The 19990-nt window shown below is 70.9% G+C and carries 13 protein-coding genes; 3 read left to right on the forward strand and 10 right to left on the reverse strand.

Annotated elements, in window-relative coordinates; all coding sequences use genetic code 11:
- Positions 1–6: 6 nt before the first annotated feature.
- Positions 7–1269 (reverse strand): 1-deoxy-D-xylulose-5-phosphate reductoisomerase, encoded by a 1263-nt coding sequence (dxr, locus tag ACPT94_RS00090; RefSeq protein ID WP_425244751.1) that lies wholly within the window; start codon positions 1267–1269, stop codon positions 7–9.
- Positions 1270–1466: 197 nt separating this feature from the next.
- On the opposite strand from dxr, the gene ACPT94_RS00095 reads away from it, so the two are divergent.
- Positions 1467–1922 (forward strand): lamin tail domain-containing protein, encoded by a 456-nt coding sequence (locus tag ACPT94_RS00095; protein ID WP_425244752.1) that lies wholly within the window; start codon positions 1467–1469, stop codon positions 1920–1922.
- 3 nt (positions 1923–1925) lie between these two features.
- Here ACPT94_RS00095 and ACPT94_RS00100 read toward each other — a convergent pair whose 3' ends face one another.
- Positions 1926–3872, reverse strand: a complete 1947-nt coding sequence (locus ACPT94_RS00100) for an acyl-CoA dehydrogenase family protein (RefSeq protein WP_360345490.1) — start codon at positions 3870–3872, stop codon at positions 1926–1928.
- 111 nt (positions 3873–3983) lie between these two features.
- On the reverse strand, positions 3984–4802 hold the full coding sequence (locus tag ACPT94_RS00105) for a GH12 family glycosyl hydrolase domain-containing protein (protein WP_360345488.1): 819 nt from the start codon (positions 4800–4802) through the stop codon (positions 3984–3986).
- A 267-nt stretch (positions 4803–5069) separates the two neighbouring features.
- Here ACPT94_RS00105 and ACPT94_RS00110 point away from each other — a divergent pair, with 267 nt between their 5' ends.
- On the forward strand, positions 5070–6086 hold the full coding sequence (locus ACPT94_RS00110) for a LacI family DNA-binding transcriptional regulator (RefSeq protein WP_360345487.1): 1017 nt from the start codon (positions 5070–5072) through the stop codon (positions 6084–6086).
- Positions 6087–6211: 125 nt separating this feature from the next.
- Positions 6212–8254 carry a glycoside hydrolase family 31 protein gene (locus tag ACPT94_RS00115; RefSeq protein WP_360345485.1) on the forward strand — a complete coding sequence of 681 codons (2043 nt, stop codon included), beginning with the start codon at positions 6212–6214 and terminating at the stop codon, positions 8252–8254.
- 67 nt (positions 8255–8321) lie between these two features.
- On the opposite strand, the gene ACPT94_RS00120 is transcribed toward ACPT94_RS00115, so the two are convergent.
- From ACPT94_RS00120 to ACPT94_RS00150, 7 genes are all read right to left on the reverse strand, one after another.
- Complete coding sequence (locus ACPT94_RS00120) at positions 8322–9050, reverse strand: glycoside hydrolase family 12 protein (protein ID WP_360345483.1); 729 nt, start codon at positions 9048–9050, stop codon at positions 8322–8324.
- Positions 9051–9087: 37 nt separating this feature from the next.
- The gene (locus tag ACPT94_RS00125; RefSeq protein WP_360345481.1) at positions 9088–11361 is read right to left on the reverse strand and encodes a glycosyl hydrolase family 95 catalytic domain-containing protein; all 2274 of its coding nucleotides are present in this window, start codon (positions 11359–11361) and stop codon (positions 9088–9090) included.
- Complete coding sequence (locus ACPT94_RS00130) at positions 11358–13337, reverse strand: beta-galactosidase (RefSeq protein ID WP_425244753.1); 1980 nt, start codon at positions 13335–13337, stop codon at positions 11358–11360. Before ACPT94_RS00130 ends, ACPT94_RS00125 begins: the two co-directional genes overlap by 4 nt.
- A complete protein-coding gene (locus ACPT94_RS00135) occupies positions 13334–15547 on the reverse strand; it encodes a WD40/YVTN/BNR-like repeat-containing protein (protein WP_425244754.1) in 2214 nt (737 codons plus the stop codon). Before ACPT94_RS00135 ends, ACPT94_RS00130 begins: the two co-directional genes overlap by 4 nt.
- Before the next feature lie 361 nt (positions 15548–15908).
- Positions 15909–16862: a carbohydrate ABC transporter permease gene (locus ACPT94_RS00140; protein ID WP_425244755.1), complete on the reverse strand. Its 954-nt coding sequence runs from the start codon at positions 16860–16862 to the stop codon at positions 15909–15911.
- Entirely contained in the window at positions 16859–17905 is a 1047-nt protein-coding gene (locus ACPT94_RS00145; RefSeq protein ID WP_425244756.1) for an ABC transporter permease, read from the reverse strand. Before ACPT94_RS00145 ends, ACPT94_RS00140 begins: the two co-directional genes overlap by 4 nt.
- A 27-nt stretch (positions 17906–17932) precedes the next feature.
- On the reverse strand, positions 17933–19633 hold the full coding sequence (locus tag ACPT94_RS00150; protein WP_360345471.1) for an extracellular solute-binding protein: 1701 nt from the start codon (positions 19631–19633) through the stop codon (positions 17933–17935).
- Positions 19634–19990: the final 357 nt, after the last annotated feature.

Genomic DNA, 19990 nt, shown 5'->3' on the forward strand with positions numbered 1-19990 from the left:
GGGTCGTCATGCGCGGACCTCCGCCGTCTGGGCCGTCAGTTCCCGGGCCCGGGCCCGCGCCCAGGTCTCCGCTTCCAGGACGTCCGGCACGGTGAGTGAGGTTCCCGTGCCGGGGGTGCCGTGCTCGTCGACGACTCTGGTCACGGTCTCCATGATCCCGTTGAACGGCAGCGCGCCCCGGCGGAAGGCCTCCACGCACTCCTCGTTGGCGGCGTTGAACACCGCCGGGGCCGTCCCCGCGAGCTCGCCCACGCGCCGGGCGAGGTTCACCGAGGGGAAGGCGTCGTTGTCGAGCGGGAAGAACTCCCACGTCGACGCCTTGCTCCAGTCGAAGGCGGGCGCCGCGTCGGGCACCCGCTCGGGCCAGCCGAGGCCGATGGCGATGGGCCCGCGCATGTCGGGGGGCGTCGCCTGCGCCAGTGTCGATCCGTCCGTGAACTCAACCATCGAGTGGACATACGACTGGGGATGCACGACCACCTCAATGCGGTCGAAGGGAATGTCGTAGAGGAGGTGGGCCTCGATGACCTCCAGGCCCTTGTTGACGAGGGTCGCGGAGTTGATCGTGATCACGGGGCCCATGGCCCAGGTGGGGTGCGCGAGGGCGTCCTCGACGGTGACGTTCGCCAGTTCCTCCTTGGTGCGGCCGCGGAAGGGGCCGCCGGAGGCGGTGACGACGAGCTTGCGGACGTCGGCGCGGGTACCGGCCGCGAGGGCCTGGAAGAGGGCCGCGTGCTCGGAGTCCACGGGGATGATCTGGCCGGGCTTGGCGAGCGCCTTGACCAGCGGGCCGCCGACGATGAGCGACTCCTTGTTGGCGAGCGCGAGGGTGCGGCCCGCCTCCAGGGCGGCGAGGGTGGGCGCGAGGCCGATGGAGCCCGTGATGCCGTTCAGGACGGTGTGGGAGTCGGAGGCGGCGAGCTCGGTCGCCGCGTCCGGTCCGGCGAGGATCTCGGGGAGCGGCTCCCCGGTGCCGTACTCGGCGGTGAGCGCCTCGCGCAGGGCCGGTACGACGTCCTCGCGGGCGACCGCGACGGTCCGCGCCCGCAGCCGGCGGGCCTGCTCGGCGAGGAGGGCGACCCGGCCGCCGTTGGCGGACAGGCCGGTCACCCGGAAGCGGTCCGGGTTGCGCAGCACGAGGTCGATGGCCTGGGTGCCGATCGACCCGGTGGAGCCGAGGATCACCACGTCCTTCGGGCCGTCGCCCGCGACGGGGTCGTAGACGAGGTGCGGGTCGGCCAGGGGTGAGGGGGCTGGACTGTCGCTCATTCCCCCATTGTGGCCGCAAGGGATGTCCGCCGGGACAGGGTGTCCCTCGGGCGGGTGGCTTGTCGGACTTGCCGCCGAAGAGACCGGAATCGGGGACTGTGAAGACGAAGTGAAGGTTGTGTGATAACACTTCGGTCGTGCCGGGCGGGGGCCCGGCCGTCGCATGATCTCGGACGACATCCTGGGGGGATCTCTCCATGCGCATACGCGCCGCTCTCGCCCTGCCCGCGCTCGCGGGCGCCGTGGCACTCACCGGCACCGTCCTCAGCGCCCCGGCGCAGGCGGCCGGGGGCGTGGTCATCCGCCACGTCTGGTTCGACAGCCCCGGCTCGGACAACGGCTCCAACTCCAGCCTCAACGCGGAGTGGGTCGAGATCAAGAACACCGCCTCGTCGGCGATCTCGCTCAAGGGCTGGGTGCTGAAGGACAAGTCGAACCACAGGTACGTCTTCCCCAACGTGAAGATCGGCGCGGGCAAGACCCTGAAGGTGCGGACGGGTGTCGGCTCGGACACCGCGTCGACCAAGTACCAGGACCGCCGCTGGTACGTGTGGAACAACACCAGCGACACGGCGACGCTGACCAAGGCCAGTGGCGCCAAGGTCGACTCCTGCTCCTGGACGACGCGGGATCCGAGCGACAAGTGGTGCTGACCCTCACCTGATGGGCCGGTGCACGTTCTCCTTCTGCGAGGGTCCGGGGGTCGCGTCGGCGATCCACGGACCCTCCCCCGACGGGTCGAGGATCCCCTCCTCCAGCCAGGTGTAGGTGCCCGCGAGGACGCCCTTGACGACCTTGTGGTCGAGGTCGTCGGTGTTGGACCACAGGCGGGTGAAGAGGGCGTCGACGCGGACGCGGGCCTGGCGGCAGAAGGCGTCGGCGAGCTGGTAGGCCTCGCGGCCGTGCTCGCCGCGGGAGCGCAGCAGCTCGGCGCGGACACAGGCGGCGCTCATCGCGAACAGCTCGGCGCCGATGTCGACGATCCGGCCGAGGAAGCCCTGCTTGGTCTCCATCCGGCCCTGCCAGCGGGACATGGCGTAGAAGGTGGACCGGGCGAGCTTGCGGGCGTGCCGCTCGACGTAGCGCAGATGCGGGGACAGGTCGACATCGTGCTTGAACTCGGCGTAGGACGTGGGCAGCTGGCCCGGCCCCGCGACCAGCTTCGGGAGCCACTTGGCGTAGAACACGCCCGCGTTGGCACCCGCCCTCGCCTTGTCCTGCAGGGACTTCTCGGGGTCGATGAGGTCGCCGGCGACCGCGAGGTGGGCGTCGACGGCCTCCCGGGCGATCAGCAGGTGCATGATCTCCGTGGAGCCCTCGAAGATGCGGTTGATGCGCAGGTCGCGCAGGAGCTGTTCGGCGGGGACCGCGCGCTCGCCGCGGGCGGCGAGGGACTCGGCCGTCTCGAAGCCGCGGCCGCCGCGGATCTGGACCAGCTCGTCGGCCATGCGGCAGCCCATCTCGGAGCCGTACAGCTTGGCGAGGGCGGCCTCGATGCGGATGTCGTTGCGGTCCTCGTCGGCCATCTGGGAGGACAGGTCGACGACCGCCTCCAGGGCGAACGTCGTGGCCGCGATGAAGCTGATCTTCGAGCCGACCGCCTCGTGCAGGGCGACCGGCTTGCCCCACTGCTCGCGCACCGCGGACCACTCACGGGCGATCTTCAGGCACCACTTTCCGGCGCCGACGCACATCGCGGGCAGCGACAGCCGGCCGGTGTTGAGCGTGGTGAGCGCGATCTTCAGGCCCGCGCCCTCGGGGCCGATGCGGTTCGCGGCGGGCACACGCACCTGGTGGAAGCGGGTGACGCCGTTCTCGAGGCCGCGCAGGCCCATGAAGGCGTTGCGGTTCTCGACCGTGACACCCTCGGAGGACGCCTCGACGACGAAGGCGGTGATGCCGCCCTTGTGGCCCGCGGACTTCGGTACGCGGGCCATGACGACGAGCAGGTCGGCGACCACGCCGTTCGTGGTCCACAGCTTGACCCCGTCGAGGACGTAGTCGTCGCCGTCCGGGACGGCGGTGGTGGCCAGGCGGGCGGGGTCGGAGCCGACGTCCGGCTCGGTCAGCAGGAACGCCGAGATGTCGGTGCGGGCGCAGCGCGGCAGGAAGGTGTCCTTCTGCTCCTGGGTGCCGAACAGCTTCAGCGGCTGGGGGACGCCGATCGACTGGTGGGCGGAGAGCAGTGCGCCGAGCGCCGGGTTCGCGGAGCCGACCAGGGCGAGGGCCTTGTTGTAGTAGACCTGTGTGAGGCCGAGGCCGCCGTACTTGGGGTCGATCTTCATGCCGAGGGCGCCGAGTTCCTTGAGACCGTCGATGGTCTCGTCGGGGATGCGCGCCTCGCGTTCGATGCGGGCCGAGTCGACGCGGGTCTCGCAGAAGTCGCGCAGCTTGGCGAGGAACTCCTCGCCGCGCTGGGCGTCCTCGTCGGCCGGCAGGGGGTGGGGGTGGATGAGATCGAGCCGGAAGCGGCCCAGGAACAGTTCCTTGGCGAAGCTGGGCTTGCGCCAGTGCTGCTCCCGGGCGGCCTCCGCCACCTGGCGGGCCTCACGTTCGGTGACGGTGGGCCGGGAGGAGGAGGGGGAGGAGGATGGTGCGGACATGAGGCTCACCTCGCCGCGAGTCGGGATCTTGGACCCGAAGGGTTACCGACGGGTCCTACTCGATCGTTGGTACCTGATCCGGGGCGAGCCCACCACCCCTCGCGCGTCCGTTCAGCCCACGGTGACCGAGTACGACTTGGTGTCCAGACGGCCCGTTCCCTTGAAGACCTCGGTGCCGGACTCGATGCCGGAGACGTACTTGTCGTTGCTGAGCAGCTTGCGCCGAACGAGTGCCTGGGTGAAGTCGTCGAGGTTCAGGGTGGCCTTGGTCGTGTTGGCGCGGCGGACGAAGGAGTACACCTTCCAGCCGATGTCGCCCTGGTAGATGTCCCACATGGCGCCGCCCAGGCTCACGCTGCCGTACTTGGTGCCCAGCGGGCCGGCGCCGCCCTGGCGGTTGAGCCAGATCATGATCTCGTCGGTGGGCTGGTCCTGCCAGTCCGCGGTGTTCTTGGTGTGCAGCCAGAGGTCGTAGGCGACGTTCATGACGCCGGGATTCGCGGAGACGGAGAACTCCCAGCTCGCTGTCACCTTCTTGCGGTCGCCGACCCGGATCGGCAGCCCGGTCCTCGCCTTGTCGACCTTCCAGCCCCAGTGCCAGCCGAGCACCGTGCCGGCGTACGTCTTCACGTCGTAGTCCTTGCCGGTGGCGCTGTTGGCCCAGCTGTAGCTGGTCCCCCAGGAGATGCTGGAGCCGGACGCCGCACCGCCGGCGTTGTCCCAGACGCACTGGCTGCCGACGGCCTTCTCCTGGTTCCACAGGTTGTTGTTCACGTAGTACTTGCCGAGCGTGATGGTGTCGAACGCCGTGCACTTCTTGCTCGACTCGCCCGCCTGGGCGACGGTGACACCGGCGGCGGCCGCGAGGGCGACCGCGGCGGCGGTGAGGGCCTTCGCCTTCTTCGTCAGGCGGGGACGGCGGTGCTGCATGAGGGTCCTTCCGGGGGCGGATCGCTGTGACGTTCCCCAGTGGCCGCCGGGGCGCGGAAGGTTGCCGTCCGCCGCGCGTCCCTCCCGGTGGGCGCCCGCGCGTGGTAGGCAGGGCCCACCCCGGTGCCGTCCCCCGGGAACTTGTTGTCGAAGCGCTTCGACAACCTATGGACACCCACTCCCGCTAGAGCTACTGTCGAACCACCCTCACCCGCCCCTGTTCGCAATGCGCACTGTCGAAGCGCTTCACAAAGCTTGGAGAGCTGGATGGTCACCCTCGCCGAGGTCGCCCAGCACGCCGGAGTCTCGGCGAGCACGGTGAGCTATGTCCTCAGCGGCAAGCGGTCCATCTCCGCGACCACCCGGCAGCGGGTCGAGCAGAGCATCCGCGAACTCGGCTACCACCCGAACGCGGGCGCGCGCGCCCTGGCCAGCAGCAGGTCCAACATCATCGCGCTGATGATCCCGCTGCGCACCGACATGTACGTGCCGGTGATGATGGAGATCGCCATCGCGGTCGCCACCACGGCCCGGACGCACGGCTACGACGTCCTGCTGCTCACCGGCGAGGAGGGTCCCGACGCCGTCCGCCGCGTCACCGGCAGCGGGCTCGCCGACGCGATGATCCTGATGGACGTCCAGCTCGACGACGAACGGCTGCCGTTGCTGAGGGGCACCGACCAGCCGTCCGTGCTCATCGGGCTGCCCGCCGACACCACGGGCCTGACCTGCGTCGACCTCGACTGGAGCGCGACGGGCGCGCTGTGTGTGGAGCACCTCGCGACACTCGGCCACCGCGACGTCGCGGTCATCGGCGAGGCCCCCGCGGTCTACGAACGGCACACCGGGTTCGCCGAGCGCACCCTCGACGGACTCCGGTCCCGGGCGAAGGAGCTGGGCCTGCGGGTGCTGCACCGTCCGTGCGAGGGCGGGTACGACGCGATGGCCGTGACCCTGGCCCGGATCCTCGACGAACGGCCGGGCACCACCGGCTTCGTCGTACAGAACGAGTCGGCGGTCGAACCGCTCCTCGCACTGCTGCGCCAGCAGGGCCGGGCCGTGCCCGAGGACGTGTCGGTGGTCGCGATCTGCCCCGACCAGGTCGCCGTCCAGGCCTCGGTGCGGCTGACGTCCGTCGCCATCCCCGCGCAGGAGATGGGGCGGCACGCCGTGGAACGGCTGACGGCCAAGCTCGACGGGCGGGGAAGCGACGAGGTCGTGCTGATCGCCCCCGAGCTGACGGTCCGCGCCAGCTCGGGACCGGCGCCGGCCGGCACCGACTGACACCCGCCGCCCCACCTCACCGGTGCGCCTGCCCGGGCACCGCCCGTCCGCCCTTCTCCATGTCCCACTCCTCCATGTCCCACTCCTCCATGTCTCACTCCTCCAGGAGCACAGGAGCACCCCCCGTGAATCAGCCTGCCGAAAACCAGCCTCAGGTCAGCCTGGCGCAGTCGTCGCCCACCGTCGGTACCTTCCGTGAGCAAGGCGGTGCGCTGGAGTGGAGCGGCCGCCAGGAGACCGTCCGGGTCGAGCCGTGGGGGCCGGACGCGGTCCGGGTCCGCGCGCGGCTCGGCGGTCCCGTTCTCGACGGTCTGCCGGGCGCGCTCCTCGACGAGGCCCCGCCGACCTCGTCCACCGTCAAGATCGAGGACGGGCGGGGGCGGCTGACCGTCGGCGCGCTGACCGTCGAGATCGACGCGGAGGGCCTGATCCGCTTCCTGCGGACGGAGGACGGCGGCGAGATCCTGGCCGAGCAGCGCGCCCACTTCTGGTGGCCCGGCCCGCGTCTCTACACGGCCGTCGGCAACGGCCACCACCGGCTGGAGCAGCGCTTCGCCGCCTACGACGACGAGAAGCTGTACGGCCTGGGCCAGCACCAGCACGGGCGGCTGGACCAGAAGGGGCTGGTGCTGGACCTGGTCCAGCGCAACGCCGAGGTCGGCATCCCGGTGCTCACCTCCAGCCGCGGCTACACCCTGCTGTGGAACAACCCGGCGATCGGACGCGTGGAACTGGCCGGCAACGGCACCCGCTGGGTCGCGGACTCGGCCCGTCAGATCGACTACTGGATCACCGCGGGCGCCCCGGCCGAGGCCCAGCGCCGCTACAGCGCGGTGACCGGGCGCACCCCGATGCTGCCGGAGTGGGCGGCGGGCTTCTGGCAGTGCAAGCTGCGCTACCGCACGCAGGACGAGCTCCTCGCCGTGGCCCGGGAGTACAAGCGGCGGGGCCTGCCCCTGTCCGCCATCGTCTGCGACTTCTTCCACTGGACGCACCTGGGCGAGTGGAAGTTCGACCCGAAGGAGTGGCCGGACCCGGCGGCGATGGTCCGTGAACTGGACGAGCTGGGCGTCAAGCTGGTGGTCAGCGTCTGGCCGTCGGTGTCCCCGCTGAGCGAGAACCACTCGCTGATGGAGCAGCGCGGCTACTTCATCGGCACGCAGTACGGTCCGCTGGCGCACGCCGACTGGCCGGACAAGGAGGTGGCGTCGACGGTCCAGGTGGCCTTCTACGACGCCACCAACCCGGACGCCCGGGAGTTCGTGTGGTCACGCGTGCGCGACAACTACCTCGTCCCGTACGGCATCACGGCCTTCTGGCTGGACGCGTGCGAGCCCGAGCTGAAGCCGGGCTTCCAGGAGAACCTGCGCTACTGGGCGGGGCCCGGCCTGGAGGTCGGCAACATCTACCCGGCCGACAACGCCCGCACCTTCCACGAGGGCCTGCGCGCCTCCGGCGAGGAGGAGATCATCACGCTGAACCGCTCGGCGTGGGCGGGCAGTCAGCGCTACGGCGCCGCCCTGTGGTCCGGTGACATCGGCACCGACTTCGCGACCCTGCGCCGCCAGATCGCGGCCGGCCTGAACACGGCCCTCTCCGGCATCCCGTGGTGGAACACGGACATCGGCGGCTTCCACGGCGGCGACCCGGACGACCCGGCCTACCGCGAGGTCATGGTCCGCTGGTTCCAGTTCGGCGCCCTGTCCCCGCTGATGCGTCTGCACGGCTTCCGCGACCCGGGCATGCCGCTGGGCCCGGAGATGACCGGCGGCCCGAACGAGGTGTGGTCGTACGGCGAGGAGGCCGGGGCGATCCTGGAGCGGTATCTGCGGCTGCGCGAGCGCCTGAAGCCGTATGTGCTGCAGGTGATGCGGGAGGCCCATGAGGAGGGGCTGCCGGTGATGCGGCCGCTGTTCCTGGAGTTCCCCGGGGACCAGCGGACCTGGAGCGTCGACGACGCCTATCTCCTCGGCCGCGACCTGCTGGTCGCCCCGGTGCTGACGGCGGGCGCCACTCGGTGGACGGTGTACCTGCCGGCGGGGGCGCGCTGGACGGACGCGTGGACGGGTGAGGCGTACGAGGGCGGTGCGGACGTGACGGTCGACGCCCCGCTGGACCGCATCCCGCTGTTCCTGCGGGACGGGGCGAGGCTGCCCGTAGCGGAGTAGCCGCGTCGTGACGACGGTGCGGCCGGTCCCGTAGGGGAGGGACCGGCCGCACTGTCGTGTGCGTCGCTCAGCTGCTGCTGACGGTCAGGTTGTTGGTCTGGAAGTCCAGGCCGCCGGACGACGAGGTGATCTCGAAGCCGAACTGGACGTCACCGATGGTCTCGTTGCCCATCCAGCCCTTGGTGTCCTTGATCCACTTCAGGATCGGGAGGATCTGGACCGTGCCGGAGGTGGAGTCCGAGGTACGCAGGAACGAGAAGACGTCCCAGTAGGTGCCGTCGGACCGGTAGGCGCGGCCCTTGTAGACGTTCCAGCTGTGCCCGCCGAGCGTCACGCTCTGCTGGAAGGAGCCGAGCGCGCCGACGTCGCCGTTGTAGTTGACCCAGAGCATGGTCTCGTAGTCGTAGTCCGTATCCCAGATGTCGTACGACGAGTTGTACGAGCCCGAGGACGGGACGGTGACGTTGTAGCTGCTGTTGAGCGAGCCGAGGGAGGTGATCGACTTGTTGATCACCTTCTTGGCGTTGGGGTACGACTTGATGCCGCCGGTGTTGGGGTGGTTGGCCCAGACGCCCCAGTTGGTGCCGGAGTTCGCCCAGACGCACTGGCTGCCGGCGCCGGAGCCCCAGATGTTGTTGTAGAGGGTGTAGCCGTTCAGGCTGGTGTTGCCCCACTGGTCGCAGGAGCTCCAGACGGCGGCCGAGGCGGGGGCGGAGGCGAGGCCGATGGTGGCGCCGAGGGCGAGGGCCGGGGCGAGCAGGGCCTTGGTGACCCTGCCGAGGGTGCGTGTTGCCATGGTGTCCCTTCCATGGGTGGGGGGAGTGTGCGGGGAGTCACCACGTCCCCAGGGTGAGGACGTGGTCTTCTCCGGCGACGAGGTCGAGCGGCTGTGCGTCGTCGCCGGAGGAAGTCCGGACTTCGATGCGGTGGGTGCGGTGGGGCTTCAGGACGGCCCGGGCGCCGTCGGGTCCCCAGGCGAGGTCGAGCTCGGCGCCGAACCGGGTGCGCACGCCCCGGAGTTCACCCGACGGCAGCGCGGGGGTGAGGGCGGGGAGCAGGACCAGCCGGTCGGGGGTCGACTGGACGAGCATCTCGACGAGGACGGCGGGCAGGGTGTGGGCGGCGTCCGCGTTGTAGACGTCGCGGCGGGGGTAGTGGGCGCTCATCAGGGAGGCGTGGAAGAAGTCGCCCTCCAGGACGTTGGCCAGGGCGTGGGCGACCCGGTGGCCGTCGCGCAGTCTCGCCGCGATCAGAGCGTGGTGGAGGTGGCCGTGCGCGGAGTCGTTCTCGGCGCCGCGCAGTTCCAGCGCGCGGTGGGCGGCGGCCGCGAGGCGCGGGGTGTCGTAGGGGTTGATCTCGTCGAGGGGCCAGACGCCGTAGAGGTGGCTGAGATGGCGGTGGTCGTAGGTGTCGTCGAGGCCGGGCCAGGCCCATTCGGCGAGGGCGCCGTCGGCGTTGATCCGGTGCGGTGGGAGGCGGTCGGCGAGGGCGCGCCAGCGGTCGGCGTCCGGGCCCGGGTGGTAGTCGGCCGCGGTGAGCAGGGCGTGCCGGGCGGCGGAGAGGTCCATGGCCGCGTTGAGGGCGCCCCAGCTCGCGTTCGCGGGCCGGTTCTCGGGTGAGTAGGAGGGGACGACGACGAGACGGCCGTCCGCGTCGGTGCGGGTGAGGAAGTCCTCGTAGAACCGGGCGACTTCGGCGAGGGCGGCGGCGGTGCGCGGGTCGCGTGCGCCGCGGGTCTCGTCGTGGTCGACGAGCGGCTTGAGCAGCCAGTCGGCGCCCGCCGTCCACAGGTGCAGCGGGTACTCGCGGCTGAAGTGGTACGTCAGCCCGGACTCGCCGTCGGTGTGCGCGGGCGCGACCACGCCCCGGGCGCCGAAGACCGCGCGGGCGTTCTCCCGCCAGTCGTCGAGCTGACGGTGGACCAGGGCGGCGAGGGCGTCGGTGACCTCGGGGAGGGCGGCGGCCGGGGCGGAGGCGGTCTGGAGGTTGACGTTGGCGTCGTTGGTGAACGCCCCGGCCCAGGCGGTGTCCCAGTCTCCGGTCCACAGGCCGGGCAGCCGGGGCGGGTTGAGGCCGGAGGAGGACAGCAGGTGGTAGCGGCCGGCGGCGAAGAGGCGTTCCAGGAGGGCCCTGCTGCGGGGGCGTTCCAGCAGCTCGGAGCCGGGAAGGCCGCGCTCGCCCGGGTCGGCGTGCAGATCGAGGGTGACGCGGTCGTAGGCGGTGCGGTGCAGGGGCAGGTGGCGGTCGAGCAGCTCGTCGTAGGAGTGCGGCAGGCCGGCGAGGGCGCGCTGCTCCTCCGCGACGTCCAGTTCGCCGGTGTGCCGGCGCACACGGGTGAGCAGCAGCACGGACTCCGCGCCGGTGATCCGCACACCGGGGAGGGTGAGCGCGGTGCGGCCGCCGGTGACGACGACGAGGGTCACGCCCGTGTACGCGCGGTCGCTGCCGGGGTAGCGGGCGCGCAGGGTGAGCAGGGCGCCGGCCGGGGTGAGGGCGGCGCCGTGGCCGACGGCGAGGTCGGCGGGGGCGCCGGGGAGCCGGTGGTCCAGGGAGATGTCCAGGTCGAGGCCGGTGACCTGCTGGACGATCACGTCGTCCGCGCGGGAGACGAAGACCCGGCCGGCGACGCCCGCGCAGGTGGCGATGGTCTCGCCGGTGGTGAAGTCGGCGGTGCGCAGGTATCGGCGGTAGCGGCGCGGCTCGTCCGAGGGTGCTCTGCGCAGCCGTATCTGGAAGGCCGGGTGGAAGGGCTGGACCCACTGCAGGGGCCGGTGGTCGGTGAAGCCCTCGGCGGCGGCCGACTCTCCGGCCAGCAACTTCTCCTGGAGGGCCGGGAGTTCGGCGGCGAGCTCGGGCGGGCGGGCGTGTTCGGCGCCGTTGGGGCGGACCAGGGAGTGGTGGGTGACGATGACACGGTCGTCGTACGGGTCGCCGAACGCGAGGGCGCCGTGGTGGCCGTTGCCGCTGAGGAAGGCGTCCTCCCAGCGGACGGCGGGCTGGTACTCCCAGGTGCCGTGCACGGGGCGGTCCGTGCTGGGGATGCGGGTGCCGGGGATGCCGGTGCCGGGGGCGTCGGCGGGCACGCCGGTGGTGGGCAGGTTGGTCATGAGCGCAACACCACCACGCCGTAGCGGCCCAGCGGGACCTCGTCCGTGAAGGTGGTGCCGGTCAGCAGGTCGCGGTGGGCGCCCGGGACCTGGACGGTCACCGGGTCGCGGCCGTGGTGGAGGAGGAACAGCAGCTCGCCCCGGCGTACGGCCTCGACGTCCGGCGGGAGGCCGTCGAGGACGGGCCGGGCGCCGGCGTCGGCGGCGACGCGGGCGAGGAGGGCGCGCAGGGCGTCGGGCTCGGGGAGGGTGGAGACGTACCAGGCGCGGTCGCGGCGCAGGACGGCGGGCAGCCCGTCGAGCTCACCGCCCTTGTAGACGGTTTCCACCGAGCTCTCCTCGGTCTCCAGTTCCTCGGACCACAGAGTGCCCCGGAAACCGTCGCACCCGACGGTCTCCCCCTCCTCCAGCGGCCACCACTCGTGCAGGACGCGGATGCCGAACAGCTCGCGCAGCCGGGCGTCCATACCGCCCGGGCGGATCCGGTCGTCCTCGTCGGCTACGCCGGTGAGGAAGCCGCTGACCAGGGTGCCGCCGCCGCGGACGTAGGCGAGGAGGTTGTCGATCGCCGGGTCCGTCAGCGCGTACAGCTGGGGGACGACGACCAGCCGGTAGCCGGTGAGGTCGTGTTCGGGATGGGCGAAGTCGGTGGTGAGGTGGGCCTCCCACAGGGCGCGGTGCCAGGCGTGGAGCACGGCAGAGTGGTCGACCCGGCTGGAGGGGCGGCCGTCCTGGGCGCCCGCCCACCAGGCGTGCCAGTCGTGCAGGATCGCGATGTCCGCGGTGATCCGGCTGCCCGCCACCTCGCCCCCGACGCGGGCCAGCTCTGCGCCGAGCTGCTTGACCTCCTGGTACGTCCGCCCCTGCTCCCCCGCGTGGCTGACCATCCCGGAGTGGAACTTCTCCGCGCCCTGGCGGGACTGGCGCCACTGGAAGTAGCAGACGGCGTCGGCGCCCCGGGCGACGGCCTGGAGGGACCAGAGACGGTTGAGGCCGCGCGGCTTGGGGTGGTTCACGCCGCGCCAGTTGACCGGCCCGGCCGCCTGCTCCATCAGCATCCAGGGGCCGCGGGCCTGTGAGCGCGTCAGGTCCTGGACCAGCGCGCCCTGTTGCGGACCGAGCGGGTCGCGCGGGTCGGGGTAGAGGTCGACGGAGACGACGTCCTCCTCCTCGGCCCAGCGCCAGGCGTCCTGGCCGAGGAACAACGGCATGAAGTTGGTGGTGACCGGGATGTGCGGGGTGTGCCGGGCGACGATGTCGCGCTCGGCGACGTAGCACTCCAGGAGCATGTCGGAGGTGAAGCGCCGGAAGTCCAGCACCTGGGTGGGGTTCTTCAGGTAGTGCGGGGTGCGCGGCGGCAGGATGCCGTCCCAGGTGTCGTAGCCCTGGCTCCAGAAGGCGGTGCCCCAGGCGGTGTTGAGGGCGTCGAGGGTGCCGTACTTCTCGCGCAGCCAGCGGCGGAAGGCGGCGGCGGCCTCGTCACCGTGGTCGTAGGTGCAGTACTCGTTGTTGATGTGCCACATAGTGAGGGCGGGGTGGCCGGCGTAGCGGGCGGCCAGGTCCTCGGTGATGGCGGCGGCGTGGCGGCGGTAGGTGGCGCTGGAGTGCGAGAAGTGCTGGCGGCCGCCCCACCACTCGGTGCGGCCGTCCTCGGTGCGGGGCAGGGTGTCCGGGTGGAGGCGCCCGAGCCACGGGGGCGGGGAGGAGGTGGGGGTGGCGAGGACGACGCCGATGCCGTTGTCCCGCATCAGGTCCATCAGCCGGTCCAGCCAGCCGAACTCCCGGGCGCCCGGCTCGGGTTCGAGCTTCGCCCAGGAGAAGACGCCGAGGGTGACGGAGTTGACGCCGGCCTCCCGCATGAGGCGTACGTCCTCGTGCCAGGTCTCCTCGGGCCACTGCTCGGGGTTGTAGTCGCCGCCGAAGAGGATGCGGCCCCGGGTGGCGTCGCCCAGGGCCGGCCTCTTCGCGGTGGTCACACGGGCTCCCCGTACTGGATGCCGCGCCCGTTGGTGGCGAGGTAGACGCGGCCGTACACGCGCGGGTCGCCGGTGATGGTCTCGCCGGTCCAGCCCCACTGGTGGGCGTCGTCGTTGATCCGCACCCAGGTCTTCGCCTCGTCGTCGGAGCGGTACACGGCGGTGATGGCCTCGGTGGCTCCGACCAGGTAGATCGCCGGGTAGGCGGCACCGTCGGCGGCCTTGCCGAAGCCGAGGGTGTACGACGCCCAGGGGCCGGCGACCTTGGAGAAGTTCGCGCCGCCGTCCGTGGACCGGTACAGCCCGTTCCACTTGGTGCTCAGCCACAGGTCGCCGGACCGGCCGGGCGCCGCGACCAGCTCGAACTGGCTGTCGCCGGAGGGCAGCCCGGCCGCGCGCGCGGTGAAGGTGAGGCCGCTGTCCGTACTGGCGAACAGCGTTCCCGTGTCGGTGTCGTACGCGTAGAAGCGCGTGGGGTCGGCCGGGTCGGCGACCGGCGTGGCGCCCTTCGGGAAGGAGGAGACCTCGGCCCAGGTGGCGCCGTTGTCGGTGGAGCGCTGGGCCGGGTACTTGGTGCCGTCCCAGTGCACGAAGACCCACAGCAGCACGCTGCCGTCGGTGTTGGTGGCGATCGGTCCCGGCGCGTCCTTGCCGAGGGCGGGCTGGGCCGCGAAGGGCGCCCAGGTCCGCCCGCCGTCGTTCGACCAGGCGCCGTTGCCGTGGTCGCCCCAGCCGGTGCGCACGACGTACGACGGCCTGGCCGCGGCCATCGCGAGTCCCGTCGCGGTGCCGAACACGGGGTTCGTGGCCATGCCGCGCGACGGGGACGCGGTGAGCCGCTCGTGGTACAGCACGCCGATGTCCCCGCATCCGCTGATCAGGTGCGCCTCCCCGGTCGGCGGCGAGATCAGCTGACGCACGGACGTCTCCTCCAGGCCGCGGATCTGCGGCGCCCAGCGCTTCAGGTCCCGGGTGCCGTAGAGGGTGGCGCCGGTGCCGTACACGATGTGCTTCGAGTCGTACGGGTCGACGGCGACGGCCTGGATCCACCAGCCGAACTTGGGCCGATCCTCGCCCCACTTGAGGTAAGGAGTCTCCGACACGTCGAAGACGGCGGTGTCCTTGAGGGACGTCCAGCTGCGGCCGCCGTCGGTGCTGCGGTACAGGGTGTCGACCGCCGCCCACCGGTTGTTGGTGGAGACGACGACGGTGCCGGGTCGGCAGGCGTCCACGGCGACGCCGCCGTAGCCGAAGCTGTCGGTGGAACCGTCACTGGTCGTCCCGCCCGGCTTCACCGGGGTGACCTCGGTCCACTTGCCGGTGGCCGTGGCCAGCTTGTGCACGCTGCCGTCGGACTGGCCGTTGGGGCCGGGCGCGTCGGCGTACGTCACGTACAGCTCGCGGGTGTGCCTGTCGTACGCGGCGCGGATCGGGACCTTGGCGGCGGTGCCGGTGGGCTGTCCGGGGACGGGCTCCCAGGTCGTACCGTCCGCGGTTCGGTAGAGGTTCGCGGCGGTGCCGCCGGCGTCGCCCCAGCCGGCGTAGACGGTGCGGCCGGCGGCGACGAGGAGGGTGACGCCCTGGCCGGTGGCACTGGGGGTGGCGGGGAAGGTGCTCGCGGCCGCCCAGGTGGCGCCCCGGTCGGTGGACTTGAGGAGTCCGTCGTGCCGCGTCCCCAGCCAGAGGGTGTCGCTGCTGCGCGGATCGACGAGCAGGCGCTCGCCCGTGCCCCGGCCGTCCTCGTTGGCGCCGAGCTTCACGGTGAGGTCGGTACGGGCCCAGGTGGCGCCGCGGTCCTCGGAACGGAGGATCGCGCCGTTGCCGGCCCAGGACTGGGCGTAGGTGCCCAGGGCGAGGTAGAGGCGGTCCGGGTGGGCCGGGTCGACGGCGAGGGCCTCGACGCCGAGGAGGTTCCAGTCGTCCCAGCCGAGGTGGTCGGTGAGCGGGGTCCAGCGGGACGTGCGGTCGTCCCATCTGTACGCGCCGCCGATGTCGGTGCGGGCGTAGGCGAGGTCCTTGACCGAGGGGTGGAAGAGGACGCCGGTGACGAAGCCCGTGCCGCCTATGACGGCGTTGCGCCAGCGGTAGGCGGGGGCGGCGGGTTCGGCCTGCTCCGCGGCGCGTGCCTGGAAGGCAGGGACGGCCGTGAGGGCTGCTGCGGCTGCCGTCCCGGCGAGGACGGTGCGGCGGCTGAGGGGGGAGGTGTGCATGGCTGTACCTCGCAGGGGGTTGGGTTCGTGGACCTGGGTTCGCTGGTGCCGTGCGTTGCGGCTGGGGGGGGGACGCGCGGCCCGGCGCTGACGGGGCACCGCCTGCGCCCACTCCCGCCGCCTGGGGCCCCCAGGGCCTTGAGGCACTGGGGGAGGCACGACTGCCCGCAGCTGGGCGGGAGGGCCGGCCACCGCGGCACCCGGTGGCCAGGCGGGACGGTTCGGCTGGCAGCAGTGCGACTCCCCAGGGGCGCGGGGCTGTATCGATGTACGGCTCCGCCGCGTGGGCGCGACCGGCCACCGACGGCCTGTCGACGACAGACGGCCGAGCGTTCTACGGCGCGGGGACCTAGCTCCGGCGTCAGCCCTTCACCGCGCCGGTCAGCATCCCCTTCTTGAAGTGTTTCTGGACGAACGGCGACAGGACGGCCACCGGCAGCAACGCCATCACCATGACCGCCATCTGCACGGCCAGGCCGGACAGTTCGCCGGTCTTGATGGCCTGGCCCAGCCCGACCGGCGCCTCCTGCTTCTGCACCAGCTGGATCATGACGTTCTGCAGCGGCATCATGTCCTGGTCGTTGAGGTACAGCGACGCGTTGAACCAGGCGCTCCAGTAACCGACCGCGTAGAACAGCGTGATCACGGCCAGCACCGCACGCGACAGCGGCATGACGATCTGCCACAGGATCCGGAAGTCGCCCGCGCCGTCGATCCGCGCGCTGTCGATCAGTTCCTGCGAGATCCCCATGAAGAAGCCCCGCAGCACCAGGATGTTGAAGACGCTCACCGCGCTCGGCAGGATCAGCGCGAGGTAGGTGTCGGTCAGGCCGAGGGACTGCACCAGCAGGTACGTCGGGATCAGACCGGCGCTGAAGAACATCGTCGCCAGCAGGATCATCAGCAGCCAGCGGTGGCCCAGCGAGCCCGTGCGGGACAGCCCGTAGGCGCACAGCACCGACACCGTCATCGAGAACGCCGTACCGACGAGCGTGATCAGGATGCTGATGATGGCGGCACGGGTGACCTGACCCCCGCTCAGCAGCTCCTGGTAGGCCACGAACGTGATCCCCTTCGGGATCATCACCAGTCCGCCCGCCTCGTCGATCGTCTTCCGCGAGGACAGCGACGTGACGACGATGATCCACAGCGGGAACAGGATGCCCAGGCAGGCCAGCACCAGCACCAGGCCCTTGCTCGCCAGGCCCGCCGTCGAGGGCCTCTCCTCCCACACCGGCCGCGGCGGCGCCTCCCACCAGCGGGGTTCGGCCGCGGCCCCCCGCTCACTCGCCGGCTTGTCGATCACGGCACTCACTTCTTGTACACCCCCTGCTCGCCCATGAGATGGGCCACCTTGTTGGCGACGAGGACCAGCCCGAGGCTCACCACGCCCTTGATGAGCCCGGCGGCGGCCGCGTAACTGAAGTCCTGGTTGCGCACGCCGTTCCACCAGACGAAGGTGTCGAGGACCTCCGCCGCGCCCGGTCCGACGGCGTCGCGTTGGAGGAGGATCTGTTCGAAGCCGACGGTGAGGGCGTCGCCGACGCGCAGCACCAGCAGCAGGGCGATCACCGGGCGCAGCGCCGGCAGGGTGACGTGCCAGATGCGGCGCCAGCGGTCGGCGCCGTCCATCGCGGCGGCCTCGTACAGGTCCTGGGGGACCGAGGCGAGCGCCGCGAGGAAGACGATGATCCCCCAGCCGGCGTCCTTCCAGACGGTCTGTGAGGTGATCAGGAACGGGAAGGTGTTCGGGTCGGTCATGATGTCGAGGCCGTCGTACCCGTGCTGGCGCAGCAGTTGGGACAGCATTCCCGCGCCGCCGAACATCTGCTGGAAGACGGCGATGACCAGCACCCACGAGAAGAAGTGGGGCAGGTAGAGAACGGCCTGCGCGACCGCCCGCACCCGGGGCCTGACCACGCTGTTGATGAGGAGCGCGAGCAGGATCGTGACCGGGAAGAACACCACCAGCTGCAGGAAGAACAGCACGAGGGTGTTCTGCACGGCCTGCCAGAAGGCGGAGTCGTCGAAGATCCGCTGGAAGTTCTCCAGGCCCACCCAGGGGCTGTGGAGGATGGAGACGGCCCCGTTGTCGCTGATGTAGGGGTCGTACTCCTGGAAGGCCACGACGTTGCCGAGGATCGGCACGTAGTTGAAGAGCAGCACCAGGAGGACGGCCGGCAGGGTCATCAGGAGCAGGACGCGGTCGCGTCTGAACCTGAGCCGCAGGCCGAGCTTCCCCTGCCGTGGGGTGCGCCGGGGCGTGCCGACGGCGTCGTCGGACGCCACCGGGGTCTCACCGGACTTCACCGGCGTACTGGCCTCGGTACCGCTCCGAGGCACCGTGCTGTTCGACACGGCCGTTCTCCTTGCCTCGGGGCCGGGTCAGCTCGCGGCCGAGCCGTTGTCGTCGAGCAGCTTCTTGTACCAGTCGCGCAGCTGGTCGCCGCCCTTCTTCTTCCAGTCGGAGACGGCCTGCTGCATGTCGCTGATCTTCTTGCGGCCGCGGGTGATGTCGTCCTCGAGCTGCTCGAAGTCGTTGGAGAGGTTGGTGTAGCGAGCGGGCTCGGTGATCATCTGGCCGTAGAAGCTGGACTTCTTGGTGAAGCCGCCCATCCGCTGCTGCCACTCCACCTGGGCCTTGGTGACGGCGGGGAAGTCGGGGTGGGCGAGGGTGGGGGCGGGGCTCGCGACCATGACGTAGGCGTTGAGGACCTGGTTGTTGCCCGCGGTGGTCTTGACGGGCACGCCGTCCTTGACCGTGTAGTGGGTGCCCTCCACGCCGTAGTTGGTCATCATGTATTCCTTGGTGCCGTACGGCGCGGCGGTGACGTTGGCGACGGCCAGCACGTCACGGATCACGGACTCCGAGGCCTTCTTGTTGACGTAGGCGAAGATGCCGGCCGGCTGTTCGGCCCAGACCGTCGGGTCGCCGCCGTCGTGGCCGTAGACGTCCATGCCCCAGATCTTGAAGTCCGGGTTCTGGGTGGCCTGTTCCGCCGTGCGGCTCCACCACTGGCTGATGTTGTTGGAGTAGATCAGGAACTCGCCCGCCGCGAACTTGGGGCCCGGGTCGGGGGCGTTCTTGCCCATCATCGCGTCGGGGTGCACCACCCCGGCGGCGAAGAGCTTGCGGGTCCACTCCAGCGCTTCGAGGTACTCCTCCGTCTCGATGCGGTTGATCAGCTTGCCGTCGACGAGGTTCCAGCCGAGCGGCTTCTCACTGCCGGAGAGCACACCGAACATCTGCCAGGCGGTCCACTTCATGTCCAGGCAGGCCCACCGCTTCGCCTTGGCGTTGGTGATCTCCTTGGCCAGCGCCAGGAACTCGTCCGCCGTCCGCGGGGTCTCGTACCCCTCCTTGTCGAAGATGTCCTTGCGGTACAGGGGCACGATGCCGGTGACGTACGACTGCGGCATCGGCAGGCCGCGCAATTTGCCGCCGATGATGCAGCGCTGCCAGGCGTCGGTCGGGATGGCCGCGAGGTTCGGATACTCCTTGACCGCGTCCCCGGAGAGGTAGGGACCGAGGTCGGCGAACTTGCTGATGATCGCGCTGGGTATCTTGCCGCCCATGTTCCAGCTGGGGACGACCACCACGTCCGGTACGTCGCTGGAGGCGAGGACCGCGCCGAGCTTCTGGTCGTAGGTGTTGCCGTCCTGGTTCTGCCAGACGACGTCGACGCCGATCAGGTCGTTCATCCCCTTGTAGTAGGGGTTGTCCTGCTTGGGCGGGGAGCCCCAGAACGGCGACATGATGGTGACCTTGCCGCCCTTGCCGAGCTTCTTGGGCACCGAGATCTTGAGGGTGGCGAGGTCCAGCTTGCTGGTGAAGCCGACCGGGGAGCCGTTCTTGGCGGGGATGTCGGGCGTGACGACGTTGCTGGCGACGTACGCCGGCAGGATCTTCTTCGCGTCCTTGCCCGACGTGGTGCCATCACGCGAACCGCTGTCCGCACCGCCGCAGGCGGCCAGCAGCGGCATCCCTCCCGCCACCGCTGCGGTGGCGACCGCCGTGGAGGCGAGGAAGCTTCTCCGGCTCGGGCCGGAAGGACCTGAAGAGGGGGAAGCGGCGTTCGGCGTCATTGCGTCAACCCTTCATGGCGCACCAGGACACCCGGCGGTGGCCGTCGGCTGCGGTGTCTCGAGTGGAACTGGCTGAGCTGAAGCGGTTCTCGGCCCGTGATCGTCGGAGGACTGGGCGCCGCCGGCGGCGGCTCCGCACCGTCGAAGGATCGTCGAAGCGCTTCGATGTTGCTGCGAGGTTAAGTCAAGGGCAGGGGGTGCACAAGGGTCGCTCGCAAGATTCCTCCGAGCTGTCCCAGGTTTCGCGCACGGTCATATGCGGCTTGAAATGACGCCTGAGCGTCAGAGTTGTTGCGGTGGGGTCTCTTGACACCCACCCCGACGTCGAATGAGCATCGAAGCGCTTCGAAAGCGTCT

Source organism: Streptomyces aurantiaciflavus (assembly GCF_049808595.1).
In the GTDB taxonomy this organism is placed as follows: Bacteria; Actinomycetota; Actinomycetes; order Streptomycetales; family Streptomycetaceae; genus Streptomyces.

Bases quoted from the DNA above. Each gene is read 5' to 3' on its own strand.
- dxr (WP_425244751.1), bottom strand. From the start codon at position 1,269: ATGAGCGACAGTCCAGCCCCCTCACCCCTGGCCGACCCGCACCTCGTC.
- ACPT94_RS00095 (WP_425244752.1), top strand. From the start codon at position 1,467: ATGCGCATACGCGCCGCTCTCGCCCTGCCCGCGCTCGCGGGCGCCGTG.
- ACPT94_RS00100 (WP_360345490.1), bottom strand. From the start codon at position 3,872: ATGTCCGCACCATCCTCCTCCCCCTCCTCCTCCCGGCCCACCGTCACC.
- ACPT94_RS00105 (WP_360345488.1), bottom strand. From the start codon at position 4,802: ATGCAGCACCGCCGTCCCCGCCTGACGAAGAAGGCGAAGGCCCTCACC.
- ACPT94_RS00110 (WP_360345487.1), top strand. From the start codon at position 5,070: ATGGTCACCCTCGCCGAGGTCGCCCAGCACGCCGGAGTCTCGGCGAGC.
- ACPT94_RS00120 (WP_360345483.1), bottom strand. From the start codon at position 9,050: ATGGCAACACGCACCCTCGGCAGGGTCACCAAGGCCCTGCTCGCCCCG.
- ACPT94_RS00125 (WP_360345481.1), bottom strand. From the start codon at position 11,361: ATGACCAACCTGCCCACCACCGGCGTGCCCGCCGACGCCCCCGGCACC.
- ACPT94_RS00135 (WP_425244754.1), bottom strand. From the start codon at position 15,547: ATGCACACCTCCCCCCTCAGCCGCCGCACCGTCCTCGCCGGGACGGCA.
- ACPT94_RS00150 (WP_360345471.1), bottom strand. From the start codon at position 19,633: ATGACGCCGAACGCCGCTTCCCCCTCTTCAGGTCCTTCCGGCCCGAGC.